General features: G+C 33.2%; 17 protein-coding genes and 1 riboswitch. Of the genes, 5 read left to right on the top strand and 12 right to left on the bottom strand.

The genetic code is table 11. The annotated features are described in order from the left end of the window. Positions 1 to 95 precede the first annotated feature (95 nt). The gene (locus ACUN0F_RS24210; RefSeq protein ID WP_264461222.1) at positions 96 to 788 is read right to left on the bottom strand and encodes an FMN-dependent NADH-azoreductase; all 693 of its coding nucleotides are present in this window, start codon (positions 786 to 788) and stop codon (positions 96 to 98) included. A 294-nt stretch (positions 789 to 1,082) separates the two neighbouring features. Between ACUN0F_RS24210 and ACUN0F_RS24215 the strand changes: the two genes are divergently transcribed. After that, entirely contained in the window at positions 1,083 to 2,048 is a 966-nt protein-coding gene (locus ACUN0F_RS24215) for an arsenic resistance protein (RefSeq protein ID WP_445540322.1), read from the top strand. Positions 2,049 to 2,103: 55 nt separating this feature from the next. Here the strand turns inward: ACUN0F_RS24215 and ACUN0F_RS24220 are convergent, their stop codons facing one another. The 3 genes from ACUN0F_RS24220 to topB all read right to left on the bottom strand — a co-directional run bounded on the left by ACUN0F_RS24220 (position 2,104) and on the right by topB (position 7,465). Beyond that, positions 2,104 to 3,327 carry an MFS transporter gene (locus ACUN0F_RS24220; protein ID WP_445540323.1) on the bottom strand — a complete coding sequence of 408 codons (1,224 nt, stop codon included), beginning with the start codon at positions 3,325 to 3,327 and terminating at the stop codon, positions 2,104 to 2,106. A 130-nt stretch (positions 3,328 to 3,457) separates the two neighbouring features. After that, a riboswitch (SAM riboswitch) is annotated at positions 3,458 to 3,563 on the bottom strand. Between the two features lie 136 nt (positions 3,564 to 3,699). Continuing rightward, complete coding sequence (locus ACUN0F_RS24225; protein ID WP_445540324.1) at positions 3,700 to 4,947, bottom strand: DUF4153 domain-containing protein; 1,248 nt, start codon at positions 4,945 to 4,947, stop codon at positions 3,700 to 3,702. A gap of 373 nt (positions 4,948 to 5,320) precedes the next feature. Further along, entirely contained in the window at positions 5,321 to 7,465 is a 2,145-nt protein-coding gene (topB, locus tag ACUN0F_RS24230; RefSeq protein ID WP_264461219.1) for a DNA topoisomerase III, read from the bottom strand. 333 nt (positions 7,466 to 7,798) lie between these two features. Between topB and ACUN0F_RS24235 the strand changes: the two genes are divergently transcribed. Beyond that, the gene (locus ACUN0F_RS24235; RefSeq protein WP_264461218.1) at positions 7,799 to 8,344 is read left to right on the top strand and encodes a hypothetical protein; all 546 of its coding nucleotides are present in this window, start codon (positions 7,799 to 7,801) and stop codon (positions 8,342 to 8,344) included. Between the two features lie 179 nt (positions 8,345 to 8,523). Further along, positions 8,524 to 9,159, top strand: coding sequence for a pentapeptide repeat-containing protein (locus ACUN0F_RS24240; RefSeq protein ID WP_264461217.1), 636 nt, complete (start codon positions 8,524 to 8,526; stop codon positions 9,157 to 9,159). Between the two features lie 101 nt (positions 9,160 to 9,260). On the opposite strand, the gene ACUN0F_RS24245 is transcribed toward ACUN0F_RS24240, so the two are convergent. Further along, positions 9,261 to 10,544: an aminopeptidase P family protein gene (locus ACUN0F_RS24245; RefSeq protein WP_445540325.1), complete on the bottom strand. Its 1,284-nt coding sequence runs from the start codon at positions 10,542 to 10,544 to the stop codon at positions 9,261 to 9,263. Between the two features lie 189 nt (positions 10,545 to 10,733). On the opposite strand from ACUN0F_RS24245, the gene ACUN0F_RS24250 reads away from it, so the two are divergent. Beyond that, positions 10,734 to 10,964, top strand: a complete 231-nt coding sequence (locus ACUN0F_RS24250; protein ID WP_046955048.1) for a DUF896 domain-containing protein — start codon at positions 10,734 to 10,736, stop codon at positions 10,962 to 10,964. Between the two features lie 50 nt (positions 10,965 to 11,014). Here ACUN0F_RS24250 and ACUN0F_RS24255 read toward each other — a convergent pair whose 3' ends face one another. From ACUN0F_RS24255 to deoC, 6 genes are all read right to left on the bottom strand, one after another. Further along, positions 11,015 to 11,494 carry a CcdC family protein gene (locus ACUN0F_RS24255; protein ID WP_264461215.1) on the bottom strand — a complete coding sequence of 160 codons (480 nt, stop codon included), beginning with the start codon at positions 11,492 to 11,494 and terminating at the stop codon, positions 11,015 to 11,017. Positions 11,495 to 11,512: 18 nt separating this feature from the next. After that, entirely contained in the window at positions 11,513 to 11,908 is a 396-nt protein-coding gene (locus ACUN0F_RS24260) for a DUF2871 domain-containing protein (RefSeq protein ID WP_264461214.1), read from the bottom strand. Between the two features lie 146 nt (positions 11,909 to 12,054). Further along, the gene (locus ACUN0F_RS24265) at positions 12,055 to 12,450 is read right to left on the bottom strand and encodes a cytidine deaminase (protein WP_000358522.1); all 396 of its coding nucleotides are present in this window, start codon (positions 12,448 to 12,450) and stop codon (positions 12,055 to 12,057) included. A gap of 33 nt (positions 12,451 to 12,483) precedes the next feature. Then, positions 12,484 to 13,785 carry a pyrimidine-nucleoside phosphorylase gene (locus tag ACUN0F_RS24270; protein ID WP_264461213.1) on the bottom strand — a complete coding sequence of 434 codons (1,302 nt, stop codon included), beginning with the start codon at positions 13,783 to 13,785 and terminating at the stop codon, positions 12,484 to 12,486. A 36-nt stretch (positions 13,786 to 13,821) separates the two neighbouring features. Further along, positions 13,822 to 15,003, bottom strand: a complete 1,182-nt coding sequence (locus tag ACUN0F_RS24275; RefSeq protein WP_264461212.1) for a NupC/NupG family nucleoside CNT transporter — start codon at positions 15,001 to 15,003, stop codon at positions 13,822 to 13,824. 102 nt (positions 15,004 to 15,105) lie between these two features. After that, a complete protein-coding gene (gene deoC / locus ACUN0F_RS24280; RefSeq protein WP_001017444.1) occupies positions 15,106 to 15,777 on the bottom strand; it encodes a deoxyribose-phosphate aldolase in 672 nt (223 codons plus the stop codon). 156 nt (positions 15,778 to 15,933) lie between these two features. Here deoC and ACUN0F_RS24285 point away from each other — a divergent pair, with 156 nt between their 5' ends. Next, positions 15,934 to 16,296, top strand: a complete 363-nt coding sequence (locus ACUN0F_RS24285) for a hypothetical protein (RefSeq protein ID WP_264461211.1) — start codon at positions 15,934 to 15,936, stop codon at positions 16,294 to 16,296. A 48-nt stretch (positions 16,297 to 16,344) separates the two neighbouring features. Here the strand turns inward: ACUN0F_RS24285 and ACUN0F_RS24290 are convergent, their stop codons facing one another. Next, positions 16,345 to 17,292 (bottom strand): sugar-binding transcriptional regulator, encoded by a 948-nt coding sequence (locus ACUN0F_RS24290; RefSeq protein ID WP_098084696.1) that lies wholly within the window; start codon positions 17,290 to 17,292, stop codon positions 16,345 to 16,347. Between the last annotated feature and the right edge of the window lie 497 nt (positions 17,293 to 17,789).

The following is a 17,789-nucleotide window of genomic DNA, read 5'->3' on the forward strand; positions in this document are numbered from 1 at the left end:
TTTTCTTTTATTTTATAAATATACATTTTTTAACATAGAAATAGACTAAAAAACCAACATGGTCATCCATGTTGGTTTTTTGCATTTACTATCAATTAAAATTTCGCCGCTACTTTTTTAACGTTCTCTAAACCTTCTTCAACAATTTGTTGTGAACGATCTGGATATTGATTGTGCCCTTCAATTACAACAGTCTCTGGATTTGTAATCCCCCAGAAGCCAAGCACATTCGTTACATAATTAACTGCCATTTCCATAGGAGCCATTTGTTCTGAAGAGTAATCTGAACCACGCGCACCTAATACAACGACTTTCTTATCCCCAGCTAAACCTTCTGGACCATTTGCTGTATATTTAAATGTTTTTCCAGCTTGAGATAAATATGAAATATACGTAATTAATGGCGCTGGCACTGTGAAGTTCCATAGTGGGAACGCAAATACAACTTTATCAGCTTCTAAAAACTGATTTAAATATTGATCTACCGTTGCTACAGCCTTCTCTTCTTCAGCTGTTAACTCCATACCTTGACTACGTTTGTATCCACCTGAAATAGCGATATTTCCGTAATAAGGAAGATCTAATGCAAATAAATCTAACTCTGCAATTTCTGTATTCGGATTAGCTTCTTTATAAGTACTTACAAACGTTTCATACATTTTTGAACTAATTGCTTGCTCCGCTGGACGATCGTTTGCTTTTACAAATAATACTTTTGACATTGTTTTATTCCCCTCTACTTTTGTATTTTCTTCTTTTTTACCAAATAATGAGCTAAATAACCCCATTTTCTTCACCTAAGCTTTCTTGTCATATTCATTATTCATCATCATAAAAATTCTTATTCTAATAAAAAGTTCCAATTGATGCCTTAAGTAAAGATATTGCGAACTTTTTGTTATCTAATTACCTTATGTAAGTGATTGTAATACACACACTTACTTTAGTCAAGTAACTTTAAATAAAAAATAATATCTCGAATTAAAAGTAATAGCGCCAATACAATTAAAACACCCATTATAACTTTATTATTTGTATAATGAATACAAAGAGGGCCATTCATATTTAGAAAGGATTTACTCATGAGCACTATAGAAAAGATTCAAACTTTTATTATTCTTTTTGCTGTTACATGCGGCATCGTACTCGGACAATTTAATTTGATACATATGTATTCAGAGCAATTTATTGTCCCCTTCTTATTTTTTATGCTGTATGGATTATTCCTCAGCACTCCATTGAAAGAAATAAAAAATGGATTCCGTAATTTAAAATTCGCTGGAACGAGCCTTACCATTAATTTTGTATGGACACCTTTACTCGCTTGGGGGTTAGGTGCACTATTTCTTTCAAATCATCCAGCACTTTGGGTTGGATTTATTATGTTAATGGTTACTCCATGTACAGATTGGTACTTAATCTTTACTGAAATTGCGAAAGGAAATGTAGCACTTTCTACTGCAATTTTGCCTGTAAATTTAATATTGCAAGTACTACTCCTTCCCATTTATTTATTTTTATTTGCTGGTGTCATGAAGACTGTAGCTGTTTCTGTTTTAGTAGAAAGTATTGTTATCGTAATCGTCTTACCATTTGTACTTGCACACGCTACAAAATTCATTATGAATATACTGAAAAAAACTAAAACACTCGAGAATAAACTCATTCCGTTTTTCAGCTCTGCTCAAATCTTATTTTTAAGTTTAGCAATCGTAGCGATGTTTGCATCACAAGGTAAATATTTACTACAAAATATGAATGTCGTTTTACTATTACTCATTCCTATTCTATTGTTCTTTATCATTAATTTTTTACTAGGACAATTTATCGGACGCATGATGCGTTTATCTTATAAAGATACAGTAAGTCTAAGCTTAACAACATTAGCAAGAAACTCACCTGTTGCACTTGCTATTGCTGTAACTGCTTTTCCAGACGAACCTCTTATCGCACTTGCACTCGTTATCGGACCGTTGATTGAGTTACCGGTACTTGCTTGTGTTTCACAAGTGTTATTACTTATTAAGAAAAAACAGCAATATACATAATAAAAAACGTCCTGCTATAGGACGTTTTTTATTATTGAAAAATCTCATACAACACTTATTTCTTATTTATCATTACAAATGAAATAACCGAAACTAAAAACGTAATAATACCAATTATAATAAATAAAATAGAAGCTGAAATTGACTCTAAGAAATATCCTGTTATTGCAATTCCAACTGGAGTAGATACTAATAATAACGAACTTAAAAAACCGAAAAATCTTCCTTGCACTTCATTTGGAATTAACTTTCTATACAACACTCCAAAATATATATTACTTACCCCAAATGCAATTCCTGACAGAAAATAATAAACAGAAAATAATACCGGATTTAACGTCGTACCCATTGCAGCATTAAAAATTCCCATAATAGCAGTACATATAAAAGCAGTTGTAATCGTTTTATATGTACGAATCTTTTTAGTAATTAATGCCCCAATTAAAATTCCTATCGGTGATGCCGCAAAAACTATACTATACCACTGCATAGAAAGATCCATTTCTCTAACAACGATTACTTGCAGTGATAGCATACACGCCGCTCCAAGCAAATTAATGATTGCAGCGCTCATAAGCAACATTTTCAATGATTGATTACTTTTTAAAAGTGAGAACCCCTCTTTAAAGTCTTCATAAAAAGGCTTTTTCTTTTCTCCTTTTAATTCACGTGGAAATTTAATTTTCATTAAAATTAAAAATGATATAAAAAATGTAATTGCATCTAACATAAATACTCCATGAAAATTAAAAATACTAATTAAAAAGCTAGCCATTAAAGGAATGGCTACCGATATGATTTGTATTGAGATTTGTCTCAGCGTAATCGCCTGTTGAACATGCTTTTCTTCCACATATGTTACTAATGCTGCATTTGAAGCTGGAGTAAATAAAGCACTCCCAATTGAACGTATAATAAGTAACAGTAGTAACGGAATGTACAACATTTTATTATAAAATGCTATTACCGCAACACAAATCATAACGATACATCTCATAACATCTGCAATTATCATAAGCTTCCTTCTCGACATTCGATCTGCTAACGTCCCTGTTACAGGTGCAAACAAAATCGCCGCCATTGCAATTGCAACGTTTATCCCAGAAACAAGTAATGGAGAGTTCGTCAATTTCATTACCCATAACGGTAAAACGAGCGTAACCATAGAATTACCTATTAAAGAAATGCAACTTGCTAAGAAAAAATACGAAAAAATTTTATTGCTCCAAATACTATTACTAGCGCTATCCTCTTTTAAACCCCCAACTTGATTATTCACTATGCCCTCCGGTTTCTCCTTCTATATTTTCTTTGATTCTTTCTCTTCTGTATCACTACCTTTCTAATTCTCTATTTAAATGACAAAAAAACCTTCTTCAAAATAAGAAGAAGGTTTACTTATACCTATTTTCTTATCTATTAGGACTTTTAGATCCTACAGGATTTAGCACCTTTATATCACATAAGGTTGCTGAGGCTTCGAAGGGCCAGTCCCTCCACCTCTCTTAATAAGAAGTTTTTATACAATTATCTAAATTTATTATATATTACGCCAAAATATTTTCAACATATTTTTCCATATCTAAAATAAAAATAAGCTGATATTATACGTTACGGAAGATTGACTTTTCGTTACATTAACAGTTCCTTACTAATTAAAAATTAAAGGAAACGTAAACATAACGAAAGCTGCCCAAAGTCCGTAAATTGGTAAATACTTCGTAACGGCATCTTGGATAGCTGTTGGTCCTGATTTGTTTTGCAAGAAACGCATATAGGAAAACATAATCCAAATTAAATTTGCCCAGATCAGTATGTTTACCCCTAAAACAGCAAGTCTATTAGGTGTAATCCCGTAAGAAGAAAGTCTGAATATGATGGCTGACAAAGCCACAGTGTCAATAATAAGTGCCAGAACAATTAAGGCAAAATTGATATAATCTGAAATGTTCTTTTTCTCATCTGAGTCACTCTCAACGATAGAAAATATGGTAACGGCCAATACGCCAAGGAGTATTCCGTTGAAGACCATTAAGAAATTGCGGTCCAAGAACGGATTTTTCCCGACCCATATAACTGTTATAAGATAGATCAACAATGTGATTAGGACAAGAGGACTAAAAATTTTAGATATGTATGGTGTAATATTTTTAGCAAGTTTAAGATTCATTGATACTAAATATGCAGCCACAATAGCGAGAGCAGCAGCACCAAATAACACAACATTACTAAAATAGAATTCTCCTATATCCAAGTCAACGAAGCTAAATAACTTCATGGTGAATACTGCTAATACCATTCCGCTCACGGCCATACTCGCGTAGAGAAGACAATATTCTAAATTAAATTTAATATAAGCTAATCTTGTACTACCTTTTGAATATTCATTTCCTGTAAACGCAATCCCTACTAAAACCCATAACATTATAGGAAAATGTAAATAAGCAAGGATACTGCTGTCTTTATAATTTAATGGCAACATATTAAGATACAATCCGGAAATTAGTAACAACGCCGCAAGGAAATAAATAATACTTTTTTTCGGAGTATTATTGTAAATAAAATAAGCAGCAATAAAGGGAATTACACCAAAAGCCAAGTTAATTGGAGCAATTGCTTCCTGCTCGACAAAGTGGAAAATGATTCTGGTGCTTAGTCCAGCTAGAATAGCTAACATACCCATGAATAAGAAACCTTTTTGAAACAGCGATATTTTTTCTTTATTTGCCGTCTCCTTGAAATGCAATCTTTCGTACCAAGCAGCTAGTACCTGAGAATCAGGTTTTTCATCCCATGCTTGTGAGAATGACTTTTTAAAAACTTTCGGGTCTTTTCTATACATTCTCTCCAACTCATGAGGGTTATCCATATTTTCAATAATAAAATTGTTAATGTCCATATTTATACCTCCTCTAATTACAAAAACAACATTTTTATCTTTTCCATAAAAAGCACCACACTTATTTATTCTGTTTTTGATTTTAATATAAAATTTATCGTTTTACAATAAATTTTTATTATTTAAGATGTTTTTTTATTGCATACTTTCAAATACATCAGTATAAGCTACTCTCAATTTCTCTTAATTACTTTTTTCCTTTTATATAAAAGAAATGATATAGATAATATAAACGTCCTATTTAAATACTATTTTTATATTTAGCATACAAAATCCTGTAATTACAAAATAAAAAAAGCATGACATAAAATTGTCATGCTTTCTCTTTTTTATCCATATTTTTCAAACTTAACCTTTTATTTATTAAAACTACTTAATTCTCAAACACAAAATTAATCTTATTATCTTTCCACTCTAACTTCGCATCAAACGTTTTCTCACCTTTTTTAAAGCCTTTAATTAAATCTGTCTTTTCACCTTTTAAAAGCTTTGTCATATTCTTTTGCGAAATTGTTTTACTTAATATTTTCTTTGAGATGGTAAAATTACATTGTGTCGTGTTGTAGTTAGAACAACCGTAAAACGTTGACTTATCAATCACATCGCCATCACACTTTTTACAGCTACCTACCTTTTTACCTGTTGTAAATTTCGATCCATTTCGCTCAATCGATTCAACGTGTAATCCAGTGAAATCCCATTTCTCCGACATTTCCACTGCATCTTCAATAATTTTCGCTGATAGCTTTTTCGTTTGTTCCATAAATGTAGCTGGTGATGCTGTGCCTTCACCAATTTCCGCAAGGCGCTGCTCCCATTTCGCTGTCATTTCTGGTGAAGCTAGTATTTTATCACCGATTGCAGTAATTAATACTTTCCCTTTATCGGTTGCGTACACTTGGTTCTTCTGCACATCTATATATTTACGGTCTTTCAGCATCGTAATAATACCTGCACGCGTTGCCTCAGTACCTAAACCTTCTGTTTTCTTTAATACTTTCTCCAGCTCTTCATTCTCTAAATACTTACCGGCCGTTTTCATTAACGTAATAAGTTGTCCTTCTGTATAACGCTTCGGCGGCTGTGTTTTTCCTTCTTTCACTTTTACCTTTACAACTTTTCCCAGTTCACCTTCTGCGACAATTGGAAGAATTGTTTCGTCATCTTTATCGTCTTGGAAAATAACTTTACGCCAACCTTCTTGAATTTGCTGTTTTCCTTTTGAAATGAATTCAGCACGTTCATCTACAAGAGTTGTAATCGTTGTGTAGTCAAAGATTGCTACTTCATAATGCGCCGCAATCAGTCTTCTTACGATCATATCGTAAATTTTCTTTTCATCACCTGATAGTTTGCTTGGGTTTGTAACTTGCTCTGTCGGTATAATTGCGTAGTGATCTGTAACTTTTTTTTCATTCACATAACGCTTATTATTCATAATCGATTCAACTGGAGCTGGTAATAACCCTTTATATTCATCAAACTGACTTAACTTCTGTAAAATATCAGGGAACGTCGCTGCTTCTCCTTGTGTCACATAGTTAGAATCCGAACGCGGATAAGAAACTATCCCTTTTTGATATAGTGCTTGCGTTATATCAAGTGTCTTTTTCGGTGAAAATTTAAAAGCTTTATTAGCTGTCGCTTGCAGTGCTGATAAATTAAATAAAAACGGCGGCTGAAACTCTTTACGCTCCGTTTTCATTTCTTTTACTACAGCCGGTTTACCTTGGCAAAATGCTGCAATTTTATTTGCCATATCAGGGTCTTTTAAGCGGGATTCACTATCCTTCTCCCATTTCCCCTCATACTTCTTTCCTTCTATATTAAAGGTTGCGAACACTTCCCAAAACGGCTCTGACTTAAAGTTTTCAATTTCTTTCTCACGCTTTACGATTAATGCGAGTGTCGGTGTTTGTACACGTCCGGCGGAAAACACATCATTCATTCCCTTTTTCTTTAGCAAAATGCTAAAGACACGCGATGCATTCATACCAACGACCCAGTCAGCGCATGATCTTGTATATGCTTCGTAATACGTATTAATCGTATCTGCTTCATCTAGTAAGTTTTTAAACCCTTGATAAATTGCTTGCTTCGTTAAAGAGGAAATCCAAAGACGTTTCATCGGCTTTTGCACGTTACAAAGATTAATAATGTTTCGTACGATTAATTCCCCTTCACGCCCAGCATCACCCGCGTGAATAATTTCTGTTACTTGAGGATTATGTAACAGCTGTTTCACAACGTTAAACTGCTTATACTTTGACTTTGTTACTTCAAATTGAAAACGCTCTGGAATCATCGGTAACGTATTAAGTGACCATTTTTTCCACTCCGCATGATAATGCTCTGGATTACATAACTGCGTCAAATGACCAATTGCCCATGTACAGTACGCTCCATTTGGAAATAACTCATTTGCTTCTACTTCTAAATATCCATCTTTCCGGCGATATTTAAACTGTGAAACAAGAGCCAAACCTTGATCTGGTTTCTCGGCAATAATTAATTTCATTTTATAACTCCCTATCTGTATTCCAGTGTTACTTTCATTGTCTATATGTTTAGAGGCGATGATAAAACAACAATCTTATTTATCATTCGCGGGTTACTCCCAGTAATGGGATAACTATAATATTATACGCTTATTCTTTATGGCTTCACAATAGAAACTCATTATATAACAATTTCTTTCTCATGCTCACAAATAAAAAAGATGCTCAAAAAATCAAGCACCTACTTACTTACATTTATGAAATTGTGCAGATAATATGCAGATATAAATAAGCATAAGTATTCTCCATACGAACATATGATGAAATGAACGATAGGACAGGGAGGTATCATAATGTTCGCTTACACAGCAACCGCCTTAACACTTTGTTGTATCTCGATTCTTATTACATCTTACATTTCTAAACGTAACGGTACCCTAATGGAGTATATGGTATTTATTATGTCTTTTAGTATGAGTATCGGTTTAAGTATAGGTTTTTATTTAGGTATTCTTTTTAAAGGAGAATTATTATATTCTACATTGCTTGCGATTTTGATTAGTAGTTGTATCGGTTTTTTAGTCGGTCTACGGTTTCACCTATTTACCGCTTTAGAAGGAATGTTCTCTGGATTAATGGCAAGTATGATGGGAGCAATGATTACAGAAATGTTAAACGCTCAACAAGCTCATAGTATACTGTTTATTAGTCTTTTACTTACTATAACGATTACAATGTCATGTATAATTCAACTTTTATCAGAAAGGTTTTCTACTGTTATCCACCGACACTTTTTATTATTGCTTTCAATTAGTGTTATAATCATTGTTTCAGTATTCATAACATTCCCCGATTATACGCCTTCAACTTCGCTCGAGCGCGAACAACATATACATTAACGCTAACGACTGCAATTCATAAAAAAGTTCAAACACATGGCTACTTTTAAATAAAAAGTAATTAAAATGCTCTTCACAAAAAAACGTAGAATTGTGTATAATAAGAACTAATGTTCCTTTTAAAAATTCACTAAACATGAATTACACTTATATATCAAAAAGAAGAGGATTGATATACTATGAAAATTGATAGACCCAAAATTTCACCAGAGTTATCTCCAAAAAATTTTCAAGATATTTTTTATGAAGAAGATCCAACATTGGAAATGTGTGAAATTATAGACTCCACTTTCGAAAATGAATCTGTGGATAGAGTACGATTATATGATGCTGTGATAAAGAATTGTAAGTTCACCAATACAGACTTTAGCAATATTGATATCACAGATGTTTGTTTTGAAAACTGCGATTTATCAAATGTTAATTTAAGCAATTCTTCTGTTCACAGAGTTGAATTTAAAAATAGTAAATTAATTGGAGTTAACTTTACAGAATCCAGCTTAGGAAATGTTAAATTTGAGAATTCCATTTTGAATTTAGCGGCATTTGGAAACTCTAAATTAGAAAAAATTATCTTCAATGAAACTTCATTAAATAGTGCAGATTTTTTTGACTGTAAACTAAAAAAAGTTGAATTCCAATTATGTAGCCTTGATGAAGCTAATTTTGACCAGACATCACTGAAGGGGATAGATATTAGTTCTTCTAATTTTAATACACTTACAGTCTCAGTGAATGATTTAAGAGGATGCAAAGTATCAACATATCAAGCTGTTCAGTTTGCAACTTTATTGGGGTTAATAATTAAAGATTAGTATTTCGAGGATACATAGAGCTTTATCCCGAATCATGGATTTTTTAATCGTCCACGATTCGAGGTAAAGTTCAAATCAATTAGTGGTGACTTTTTTTCTTATTATTTAACTACAGCTTGATTTCCTTTTACATGTTCATTATTTCCACTCATAAATGCTTCAATCTCTTCCACTTCTCTAATGATATCTTTCGATAAATTTTCATATCCATCTTTCGTTACAAGAATATCATCTTCTATTCGAATACCGATCGACTCTTCCTCAATGTAAAGACCTGGTTCTATCGTAATAACCATACCTTCTTCTAATACTCTATCTTTGTATGTCCCTACATCATGCGTATCTAAACCAAGGAAATGGCTGACACCATGATAATAATATTTAGACAGTTCCTCATCTTCTTGAATTAAACCAATTGCTTTACACCCTTCTGCGAGCACTTTTTTAGCATGCTCATTTAATGCAGCAAACTTTACTCCTGGCTTAATGAGTTCCGTTGTTTCTTTCAATGCTTTTAATACAATATTATACATTTGTTTTTGGCGACTAGAGAATGTTCCATTTGCCGGGAATGTATAACTAATATCAGCGTTATAGTAGTCTTTTTGAGCGCCTAAATCTAGCAGTACTAAATCACCATTTTGAATTTGTGCATCATTGTCTTCATAATGAAGAACTGTAGCATTTTTCCCACTTGCCAAAATTGTATTGAATGCATGATGCTTAATGCCAGATGACTTCAATGTGAAATCAAACTGAGCTTCTAATTCATACTCCATCATGTCAGCTTTTGCATGCTTAAGTACGTTGTAAATACCCTCTTTCGTTACAGCAATCGCTTCTTTAATGATTTCAATTTCTTCTTCTGTTTTAAACACTCGTAATTCACAAATATTCGGATATACATTACCAACTAAAACGTGTGGATACTGTTCTCTTACATGTTTAGCAAAAGCAAGCGTTTTTGTCTCCGTACCATTCCACTCACGACGCTCTAAATCTAAATATAGATGCTTCACATTTTCTGTAAAAAATATATTTGACATTGTCTTTTCAAAGCTATCTAAATATACAACTTTCTTTATACCTGAAATTTTCTCTGCTTCTTCGTTAGAAACTGTTTTACCGACCCATTTTTCCATGACTGGATCCGATTTTTCAATGAACAGTGTTTCTTCAACACTATTTCCAAACTTCTTCAACATGAAAATAACATTTGGTTCCTCGATTCCTGTTACATAGTAAAAATTTCGATTCGGCACAAATTTATAATGTGCATCCGCTGACATATGAGGTGCTTGTCCAGCAAATAAAATAGTAATAGATTCATCTGGTAATGTGTTTACTAATCGTTCTCTATTTTGAGAAAAAAATGTTGATTTCATAATAATCCCCCTAGTATTCTATGTATACTTGTAAAGCTAATTGTCCTCTTTTATTCATTTTATTATTGTTATAATTTTTCGTCAATTTTTAACCTTTTAGATGGTGTTGACATAATAAAAATTAAGCGTTACAATAACTATACATTAGTAAGTAACTAATATAATTAAATCTAACTAGAGGTGAAACAAATGAAAAACATTTTATTCCGTATTAACGAATTATCAAAAAAAGAAAAAACATCTGGATTAACAGTTGATGAAAAACAAGAACAACAAATGCTGCGTCAAAACTATACAAAAACATTTCGTGGCAGCTTAGATTCCATTTTATTAAACACAAAAATTGTTGATCAACATGGTCTTAACGTTACACCAGCCGCATTACAAGATGCTCAAATACGTTTGAAATTAAGCAAATGAAATCAAAGCTAAATAAACAATCGTATAAAACATAAAAAGAGCCGGAATTCCTATTTAGAAATTCCAGCTCTTTTTATTGTCTTTTCTAATTTAGTAAACGAGCGATACATCGCAATTCTCCACGATACAATCATCGCAAATGCGAGTAAGAAAAACATTCCGCTTAACTCTGCTAAATCAATTGATTGACTTAAATATGATTTTAACGCTACTCGTACAGCCAATAACCCGACTAAAATAAATATGAATGCTTTTGACGGTTTCATATATACATGTTCGCTTCTTATTTCAAACTTAGTTGTTTTAATAAGAAGTAGAGAGAAAATAAGTCCTACGCTAATTGCCTCTACTATTTCTAACGATGTTAATCGAAACTCTGGTAAGAAGTACATCATTGCGCCAGTACTCATAAAAATTGGCGGTAATATAATTTTCTTTTTCGTTACCGGTTTTTTCGCTGCTTTAAAGCGAAGAAACATGACCCCAACAGCCATACAAACTGCTATAATACTTGATAAAAGTGCTATCATACTCTCCCCCACTACTATCTATTTAAAAGACTTTTTGAGCAAAATCATAAACCAAACGAGCCCGATACTTATAATAACATGACCTAATCCAGCCATATGGCTTAAACCATTAAAGTCAGTTCCATTTACTTGTAGAAGACCTCTAAATACCATTGTAGCGATAGTAAAAATTAATCCTGTATTATAAACAATAAACCATGCGCGAAAGCTTTTTGTTTCTTGTACATGAAACACTTTAAATAAAGCTAATGCAACCAAAAAGAATATGAATCCTAATACTAATACATGCGTATGCACTAGCTGTAACATAGTAGATCCTTTAATTCCTTGTGCTTTCGAATACTCTCTTGCAAATACTCCTGATAATAAACCGATAATTAAGTAAATGAATGCTGCATTATATAATTTCTTCATTTTATTCCTCCTGCTGTAAACTTTCTATATTCGCTGCAATCATTTTACGCAAAGTTTATGAACGGAATATGAACAAAATATTACATTCAATTTTTGAAAATAAAAAAGCCATTCCACAATTAATATTTGCGGAATGACTTTTCAACTTATTTTAAATCTTCTATTGAGAAAGCACCTGGAAGTAATTGCTCAACAGTCACTTCTTTTTCATCACCTTTTACATTCGTTAGTAAAACTGGCATTTTCGGTTCACAGAATTCAGCAATTACTTGTCTACAAGCACCACATGGTGATATCGGTCCGTCAGTTTCTCCTGTAATAACTAAGTAACTAAAGTCGCGCTCTCCTTCTGATACTGCTTTAAAGATCGCTGTTCTTTCTGCACAGTTACATAAACCGTAAGAAGCATTTTCTATATTACAACCAGTATAGATTTTACCTTCTTTCGTAACTAATGCTGCGCCAACAGGAAATTTCGAATACGGAATATATGCTTTTGCTAACATCTTATTTGCTTCTTCGATATATTTTTTCTTATCCATATTATTTCCCCCTTAAAGTATGTGTAATTATGATTAGTCAGTAATAACTGTATGAACTAATTTAGGAGCCACTGCTGTTTCAGCGATAGAAATATTTTCGTGAATTTTTGCTTTTACATCTTCTACATTTTCACGATTTGCATAGATTGTTACGAATGGCTCGCCTTCTTTTACTGCATCGCCAACTTTTTTACGTAACATTAATCCTACCGCTAAATCGATTTCATCTTCTTTTGTCGCACGGCCAGCACCAAGTAGCATAGCTGCGATACCAATTTCATCTGCAACAATGTTAGAAATAACACCTGAAGTTTTTGCAGGTACATCAATTACATACTTCGCCTGTGGCATTTTTTCTGGATTGTCTACAATTGAGCTATCTCCGCCTTGATTGCTTAAGAACTCTTTAAACTTCTCAGTTGCTTTTCCGTTTTTCATAACTTCAATTAGCATTTCACGAGCTTCTTCTAACGTATTTGCTTTTTTCGCAAGTACGACCATTTGACTTCCTAATACAAGTACTAATTCCGTTAAATCTTCTGGGCCTTCACCTTTTAACGTATCAATCGCTTCTTTCACTTCTAGAGCGTTACCAATTGCAAATCCAAGAGGTTGTGACATGTCTGAAATAACAGCCATAGTTTGACGTCCTACATTATTTCCGATACGTACCATTGCATGTGCTAATTCTTTTGCATCTTCTTCTGTTTTCATAAATGCGCCAGCACCTGTTTTTACATCAAGTACGATTGCGTCAGCACCAGCTGCAATTTTTTTACTCATAATTGAACTTGCGATTAAAGGAATTGAGTTTACTGTTCCTGTTACATCGCGTAATGCATAAATCTTTTTATCTGCAGGTGTTAAGTTTCCAGTTTGTCCAATAACAGCTACTTTGTCACGGTTTACAATATCAATGAACTGCTCTTTCGTAATTTCAACGTGGAATCCTTCTACCGCTTCTAATTTATCAATTGTTCCGCCTGTATGTCCTAAACCACGACCAGACATTTTTGCTACTGGTACATCTAAAGCAGCTACTAATGGTCCTAATACTAATGTTGTCGTATCACCAACACCGCCAGTTGAATGTTTATCTACTTTAATTCCTTCAATTGCTGATAAATCGATCGTTTCTCCAGACTCAACCATCGCCATCGTTAAATCTGCACGTTCGCGATCTGTCATATCTTTAAAGAAGATTGCCATTGCAAGTGCACTCACTTGATAATCAGGAATACTTCCGTCTGTATATCCATTAATAAAGAATTTGATTTCTTCAGTCGTTAATTCTTTGCCGTCACGTTTTTTTGCAATAATATCTACCATTCTCATTACAATCACCATTCCTTTTTATATGATATGAATCTATTAAAATAATAAGCCAACGATCGTTGCTGATAAGAAACTTACTAATGTTGCACCGAAAAGTAATTTCAAACCAAATCTTGCGACTACATTCCCTTGCTTTTCATTTAAGCTCTTAACTGCCCCTGCAATAATTCCAATTGAAGAGAAGTTTGCAAATGAAACTAAGAATACAGATATAATCGCTGTCGTTCTATCTGAGAAATTAAAGTTTCCTTGTGCTAAATCTGTCATAGCGACAAATTCATTTGATACTAATTTTGTTGCCATAATATTTCCGGCATTAACTGCTTCATGCCAAGGTACACCCATAATAAATGCAAATGGTGCAAATACATAACCAAGAATTTCTTGGAATGAAATACCGATTACACCTTTAAATACTGCATTAATGAATGCGATTAAAGCAACGAAACCGACTAACATAGCTGCTACTGTAATTGCAACTTTAAATCCATCTATAATGTATTCCCCTAATACTTCAAAGAAAGTCTTTTTCCCTTCTTCTTGTACTTCTAACATATCTTCTTCTTCAGTAACTTCATAAGGGTTAATGATAGAAGCGATAATAAAACCACCGAATAAGTTAAGCACTAAAGCGGTTACAACATATTGTGGTTTTAATAACACCATATACGATCCAACGATAGACATTGAAACGGTAGACATTGCAGATGCACATAATGTATACATTCTTTTCTCTGGCAATAATCCTAGTTGTTTCTTAACTGAAATAAACACTTCAGATTGTCCTAAAATCGCAGAAGCAACAGCGTTATATGATTCTAGTTTCCCCATTCCATTTACTTTACTTAATGCTAGACCGATAGATTTCACAATAATAGGTAATACTTTAATGTGTTGCAAAATACCTATTAAAGCTGAGATAAATACGATTGGCATTAATACACTTAAAAAGAACGAAAACTCTTTTTGATTTACTAATCCACCAAATACGAAATTCACACCGTCAGCTGCATATTTTAATAGCTCTCCAAAACCATCTGCTATTCCGCTAATTAATATATTCCCTACACTTGTATTTAATAATAAAAACCCCAAAATGAATTGTAATATAACCATCGTTATGATTGGGCGATATTTGACCTTCTTTCTATCATTACTAGCAAGCCAAGCGATACCTAAAATCAATACGAGGCCAAAAATACCGATTAAATATTTCATAAGCCGTCCCCTCCCATTCGTATCCGCTTACATTCTTTTCAATTGTTAAAGCAATAGATACACTTTACTTTGTGTATCTATTGCTTTTGACTTCATTAATGATTAGTAGTTATCTGTAGCACCTTTTGCATCATTTAATACGATTGCAACACTAGCACTTGCTCCAACGCGAGAAGCTCCAGCAGCTACCATTTTGTCTGCATCTTCACGTGTACGAACGCCGCCAGATGCTTTTACACCAACGTTTGGTCCAACTGTTTTGCGCATTAATGCGATATCTTCAGCAGTTGCTCCGCCAGTTGAGAATCCAGTTGAAGTTTTTACGAAGTCAGCACCAGCTTTTACTGATAATTCACAAGCGCGTACTTTCTCTTCATCTGTTAATAGGCAAGTTTCAATGATTACTTTTACAAGAGCTTTTCCTTTTGCTGCTTGTACTACTTCATAAATATCTTTTTCAACGAACTCGTTATCGCCATCTTTTAAAGCGCCTACGTTGATTACCATGTCAACTTCAGTTGCACCTTTTGCGATAGCATCTTTTGTTTCGAAAGCTTTTGTTTCAGTAGTGCTTGCTCCTAATGGGAAACCGATTACAGTACAAACATCTACATCATGCCCAGCTAATTCTTCAGCAGCTAGCTTCACCCATGTAGGATTAATACAAACAGAAGCGAATTTATATTCCTTTGCTTCTTCGATTACTTTCATAACATCTTCTTTTGTAGTATTAGCTTTTAAAATTGTATGGTCAATTAACTTTGCAATATTCATTATCTTCACTCCTCATATCTTTTAACAACTTCATTCTAACTCTTAGTTGAACAAATGTAAATATACTTTTGAACTTTTGTTCATTCTTTTTTAGAAGGGAATTTCTAGTAATACATTGAAAGTAGTATAAGCTTGTAAATAAAGGATGTGAACCACTTGTTTAAGTCAAAATTCTTTATATTCACATTGCTAGTATGCACCTCACTATCCATATTTATTTTTTATAAAAGGGGTGTTATTTTCCAAGAAGGAAACCCAGTTCCATTTGCTTTAGCTATTTCTAAGATGGTTATTCAAGATAAAGAAATGGTGGAAGTAGAACCGATAGATAATCAATACCCCTACTTAGTAAAGCGCGGAAAAATGGAACCTTTTATCGATATGATGGAGCAAGATGGCTGGAGTTTTGTAGATAGAGATATTATGGCTAACTCACTAATTTTTGAAAAAGGAGATCAATCAAAGAGCGTTCCTTACAAATACTTTACAAGGTACTACACATTGATTTATTCATACTAAAAATAAAAGGCTTTCTCAAAATTAACATCTTGAGAAAGCCTTTTATTTCTAACCTTTTTGATAATGTAACAGTTCTTTTGCTGTATGCTGATCGATAATTAATACATTTGCATACCCACCACGTAACGCGCCATCAATTGCTTTTATTTTTCTATTACCACCAGCAACTAAAATAGAGCGTTTCTTTAATTTCAGTTCTTCTAACTCAATCCCAATTGTACGCTGATTAATTTCTTCACTACTAATATTTCCGTCTCCATCAAAGAAACGTGAACAAATGTCACCGACCGATTGTTTTTTGAGTAAATTCGTTTCATCCTTATCAAAATAACCTAATCGGAATAATAGTGCTTCGTCTCGCACTGTTCCTACAGTAAAAATTGCAACATTCGCTTGTTTCCCCATTTCGATAATGTGATGGATATGTCGATCCTGCTCTACTAATTCTTTTGTCACTGCATTATCAAATATAACTGGAAGCGGTAGATTTCTTGGCGTCGTTTGAAAAGCATCTGCAAATAAAGCAATCGTTTCATTCGCATATGTATTTACACTCGAATGACTAATACCACCTTTTAACTGAACAACTTCTACACCTTTTACATGTTGTGGTACAATTTTTCTAGCGATTTCATACATCGTCATTCCCCAACTTACACCAACGATATCACCAGTTTTAACCGTCTTTTCCATATACTCAGCTGCATATTTACTAATATACTCTGTAATCGTTGCATATTCTGGCACTGGAGAAAATACGACATGTGCCTCTAACAAGTTGTACTTTTCTTTCAGTAAATTTCCAACGTTATCTAAATCAGCAAATGGATCGGCTATGCTAATTTGAACAAATCCTTTTTCTTTCGCGTACTTTAATAATCTAGAGATAGTCGGCCTTGAAATATTTAATTTATTAGCAATTTCCTGCTGACTATAATCTGACTGATAATATAATCTTGCAACTTCAACGCTTAATTGTTGTTTATCTTTATCCATAGTAACTCATTACATATCCTTTCCTGTATTTCCTTTTCGTTACAAGCATTATACAGCTTTATGCAAGAAATTTCGACTACCGAACTTTATCTAACTGAACTTCTACTTCACTTAGTATATACAATGAAACTTTATTGTGTAGCTTCATAAACTCAATACAGATGCTCTTGACGCATGTAAATCAATTTATATTTAATTCATTTTTTTGCTTTTTCTGTAGTAATGATAACAAAGACGTTCAATAACAAACATTTGATATCATTTATGGAACTTCCTTAATGTACAGTAAAATCAAGTTTTTAAACATAGAAGTTCCTTAGCGTGCGAAATTCGCATTGTAATGGTGATCCCATTCCCATCAACTTAAGAATGAAAACAAAGTGAATTTTCGTTTAAATAAACTAAAAATCCTGAAAACACTTTTTCCCTTTAAAAATGACCATGCCAAATAAAATTAGATAGGTATTATTTTCAAAAAAGATAAACAAGTTATCAAG

It is taken from the genome of Bacillus sp. 1A, assembly GCF_052682215.1.

Coding starts and splice junctions, on each gene's coding strand:
- ACUN0F_RS24245 (WP_445540325.1), bottom strand. CDS start 10,544: ATGAAATCAACATTTTTTTCTCAAAATAGAGAACGATTAGTAAACACA.
- ACUN0F_RS24255 (WP_264461215.1), bottom strand. CDS start 11,494: ATGATAGCACTTTTATCAAGTATTATAGCAGTTTGTATGGCTGTTGGG.
- ACUN0F_RS24240 (WP_264461217.1), top strand. CDS start 8,524: ATGAAAATTGATAGACCCAAAATTTCACCAGAGTTATCTCCAAAAAAT.
- ACUN0F_RS24215 (WP_445540322.1), top strand. CDS start 1,083: ATGAGCACTATAGAAAAGATTCAAACTTTTATTATTCTTTTTGCTGTT.
- ACUN0F_RS24210 (WP_264461222.1), bottom strand. CDS start 788: ATGGGGTTATTTAGCTCATTATTTGGTAAAAAAGAAGAAAATACAAAA.
- ACUN0F_RS24235 (WP_264461218.1), top strand. CDS start 7,799: ATGTTCGCTTACACAGCAACCGCCTTAACACTTTGTTGTATCTCGATT.
- ACUN0F_RS24225 (WP_445540324.1), bottom strand. CDS start 4,947: ATGGACATTAACAATTTTATTATTGAAAATATGGATAACCCTCATGAG.
- ACUN0F_RS24250 (WP_046955048.1), top strand. CDS start 10,734: ATGAAAAACATTTTATTCCGTATTAACGAATTATCAAAAAAAGAAAAA.
- ACUN0F_RS24260 (WP_264461214.1), bottom strand. CDS start 11,908: ATGAAGAAATTATATAATGCAGCATTCATTTACTTAATTATCGGTTTA.
- topB (WP_264461219.1), bottom strand. CDS start 7,465: ATGAAATTAATTATTGCCGAGAAACCAGATCAAGGTTTGGCTCTTGTT.
- ACUN0F_RS24275 (WP_264461212.1), bottom strand. CDS start 15,003: ATGAAATATTTAATCGGTATTTTTGGCCTCGTATTGATTTTAGGTATC.
- ACUN0F_RS24265 (WP_000358522.1), bottom strand. CDS start 12,450: ATGGATAAGAAAAAATATATCGAAGAAGCAAATAAGATGTTAGCAAAA.
- deoC (WP_001017444.1), bottom strand. CDS start 15,777: ATGAATATTGCAAAGTTAATTGACCATACAATTTTAAAAGCTAATACT.
- ACUN0F_RS24270 (WP_264461213.1), bottom strand. CDS start 13,785: ATGAGAATGGTAGATATTATTGCAAAAAAACGTGACGGCAAAGAATTA.
- ACUN0F_RS24290 (WP_098084696.1), bottom strand. CDS start 17,292: ATGGATAAAGATAAACAACAATTAAGCGTTGAAGTTGCAAGATTATAT.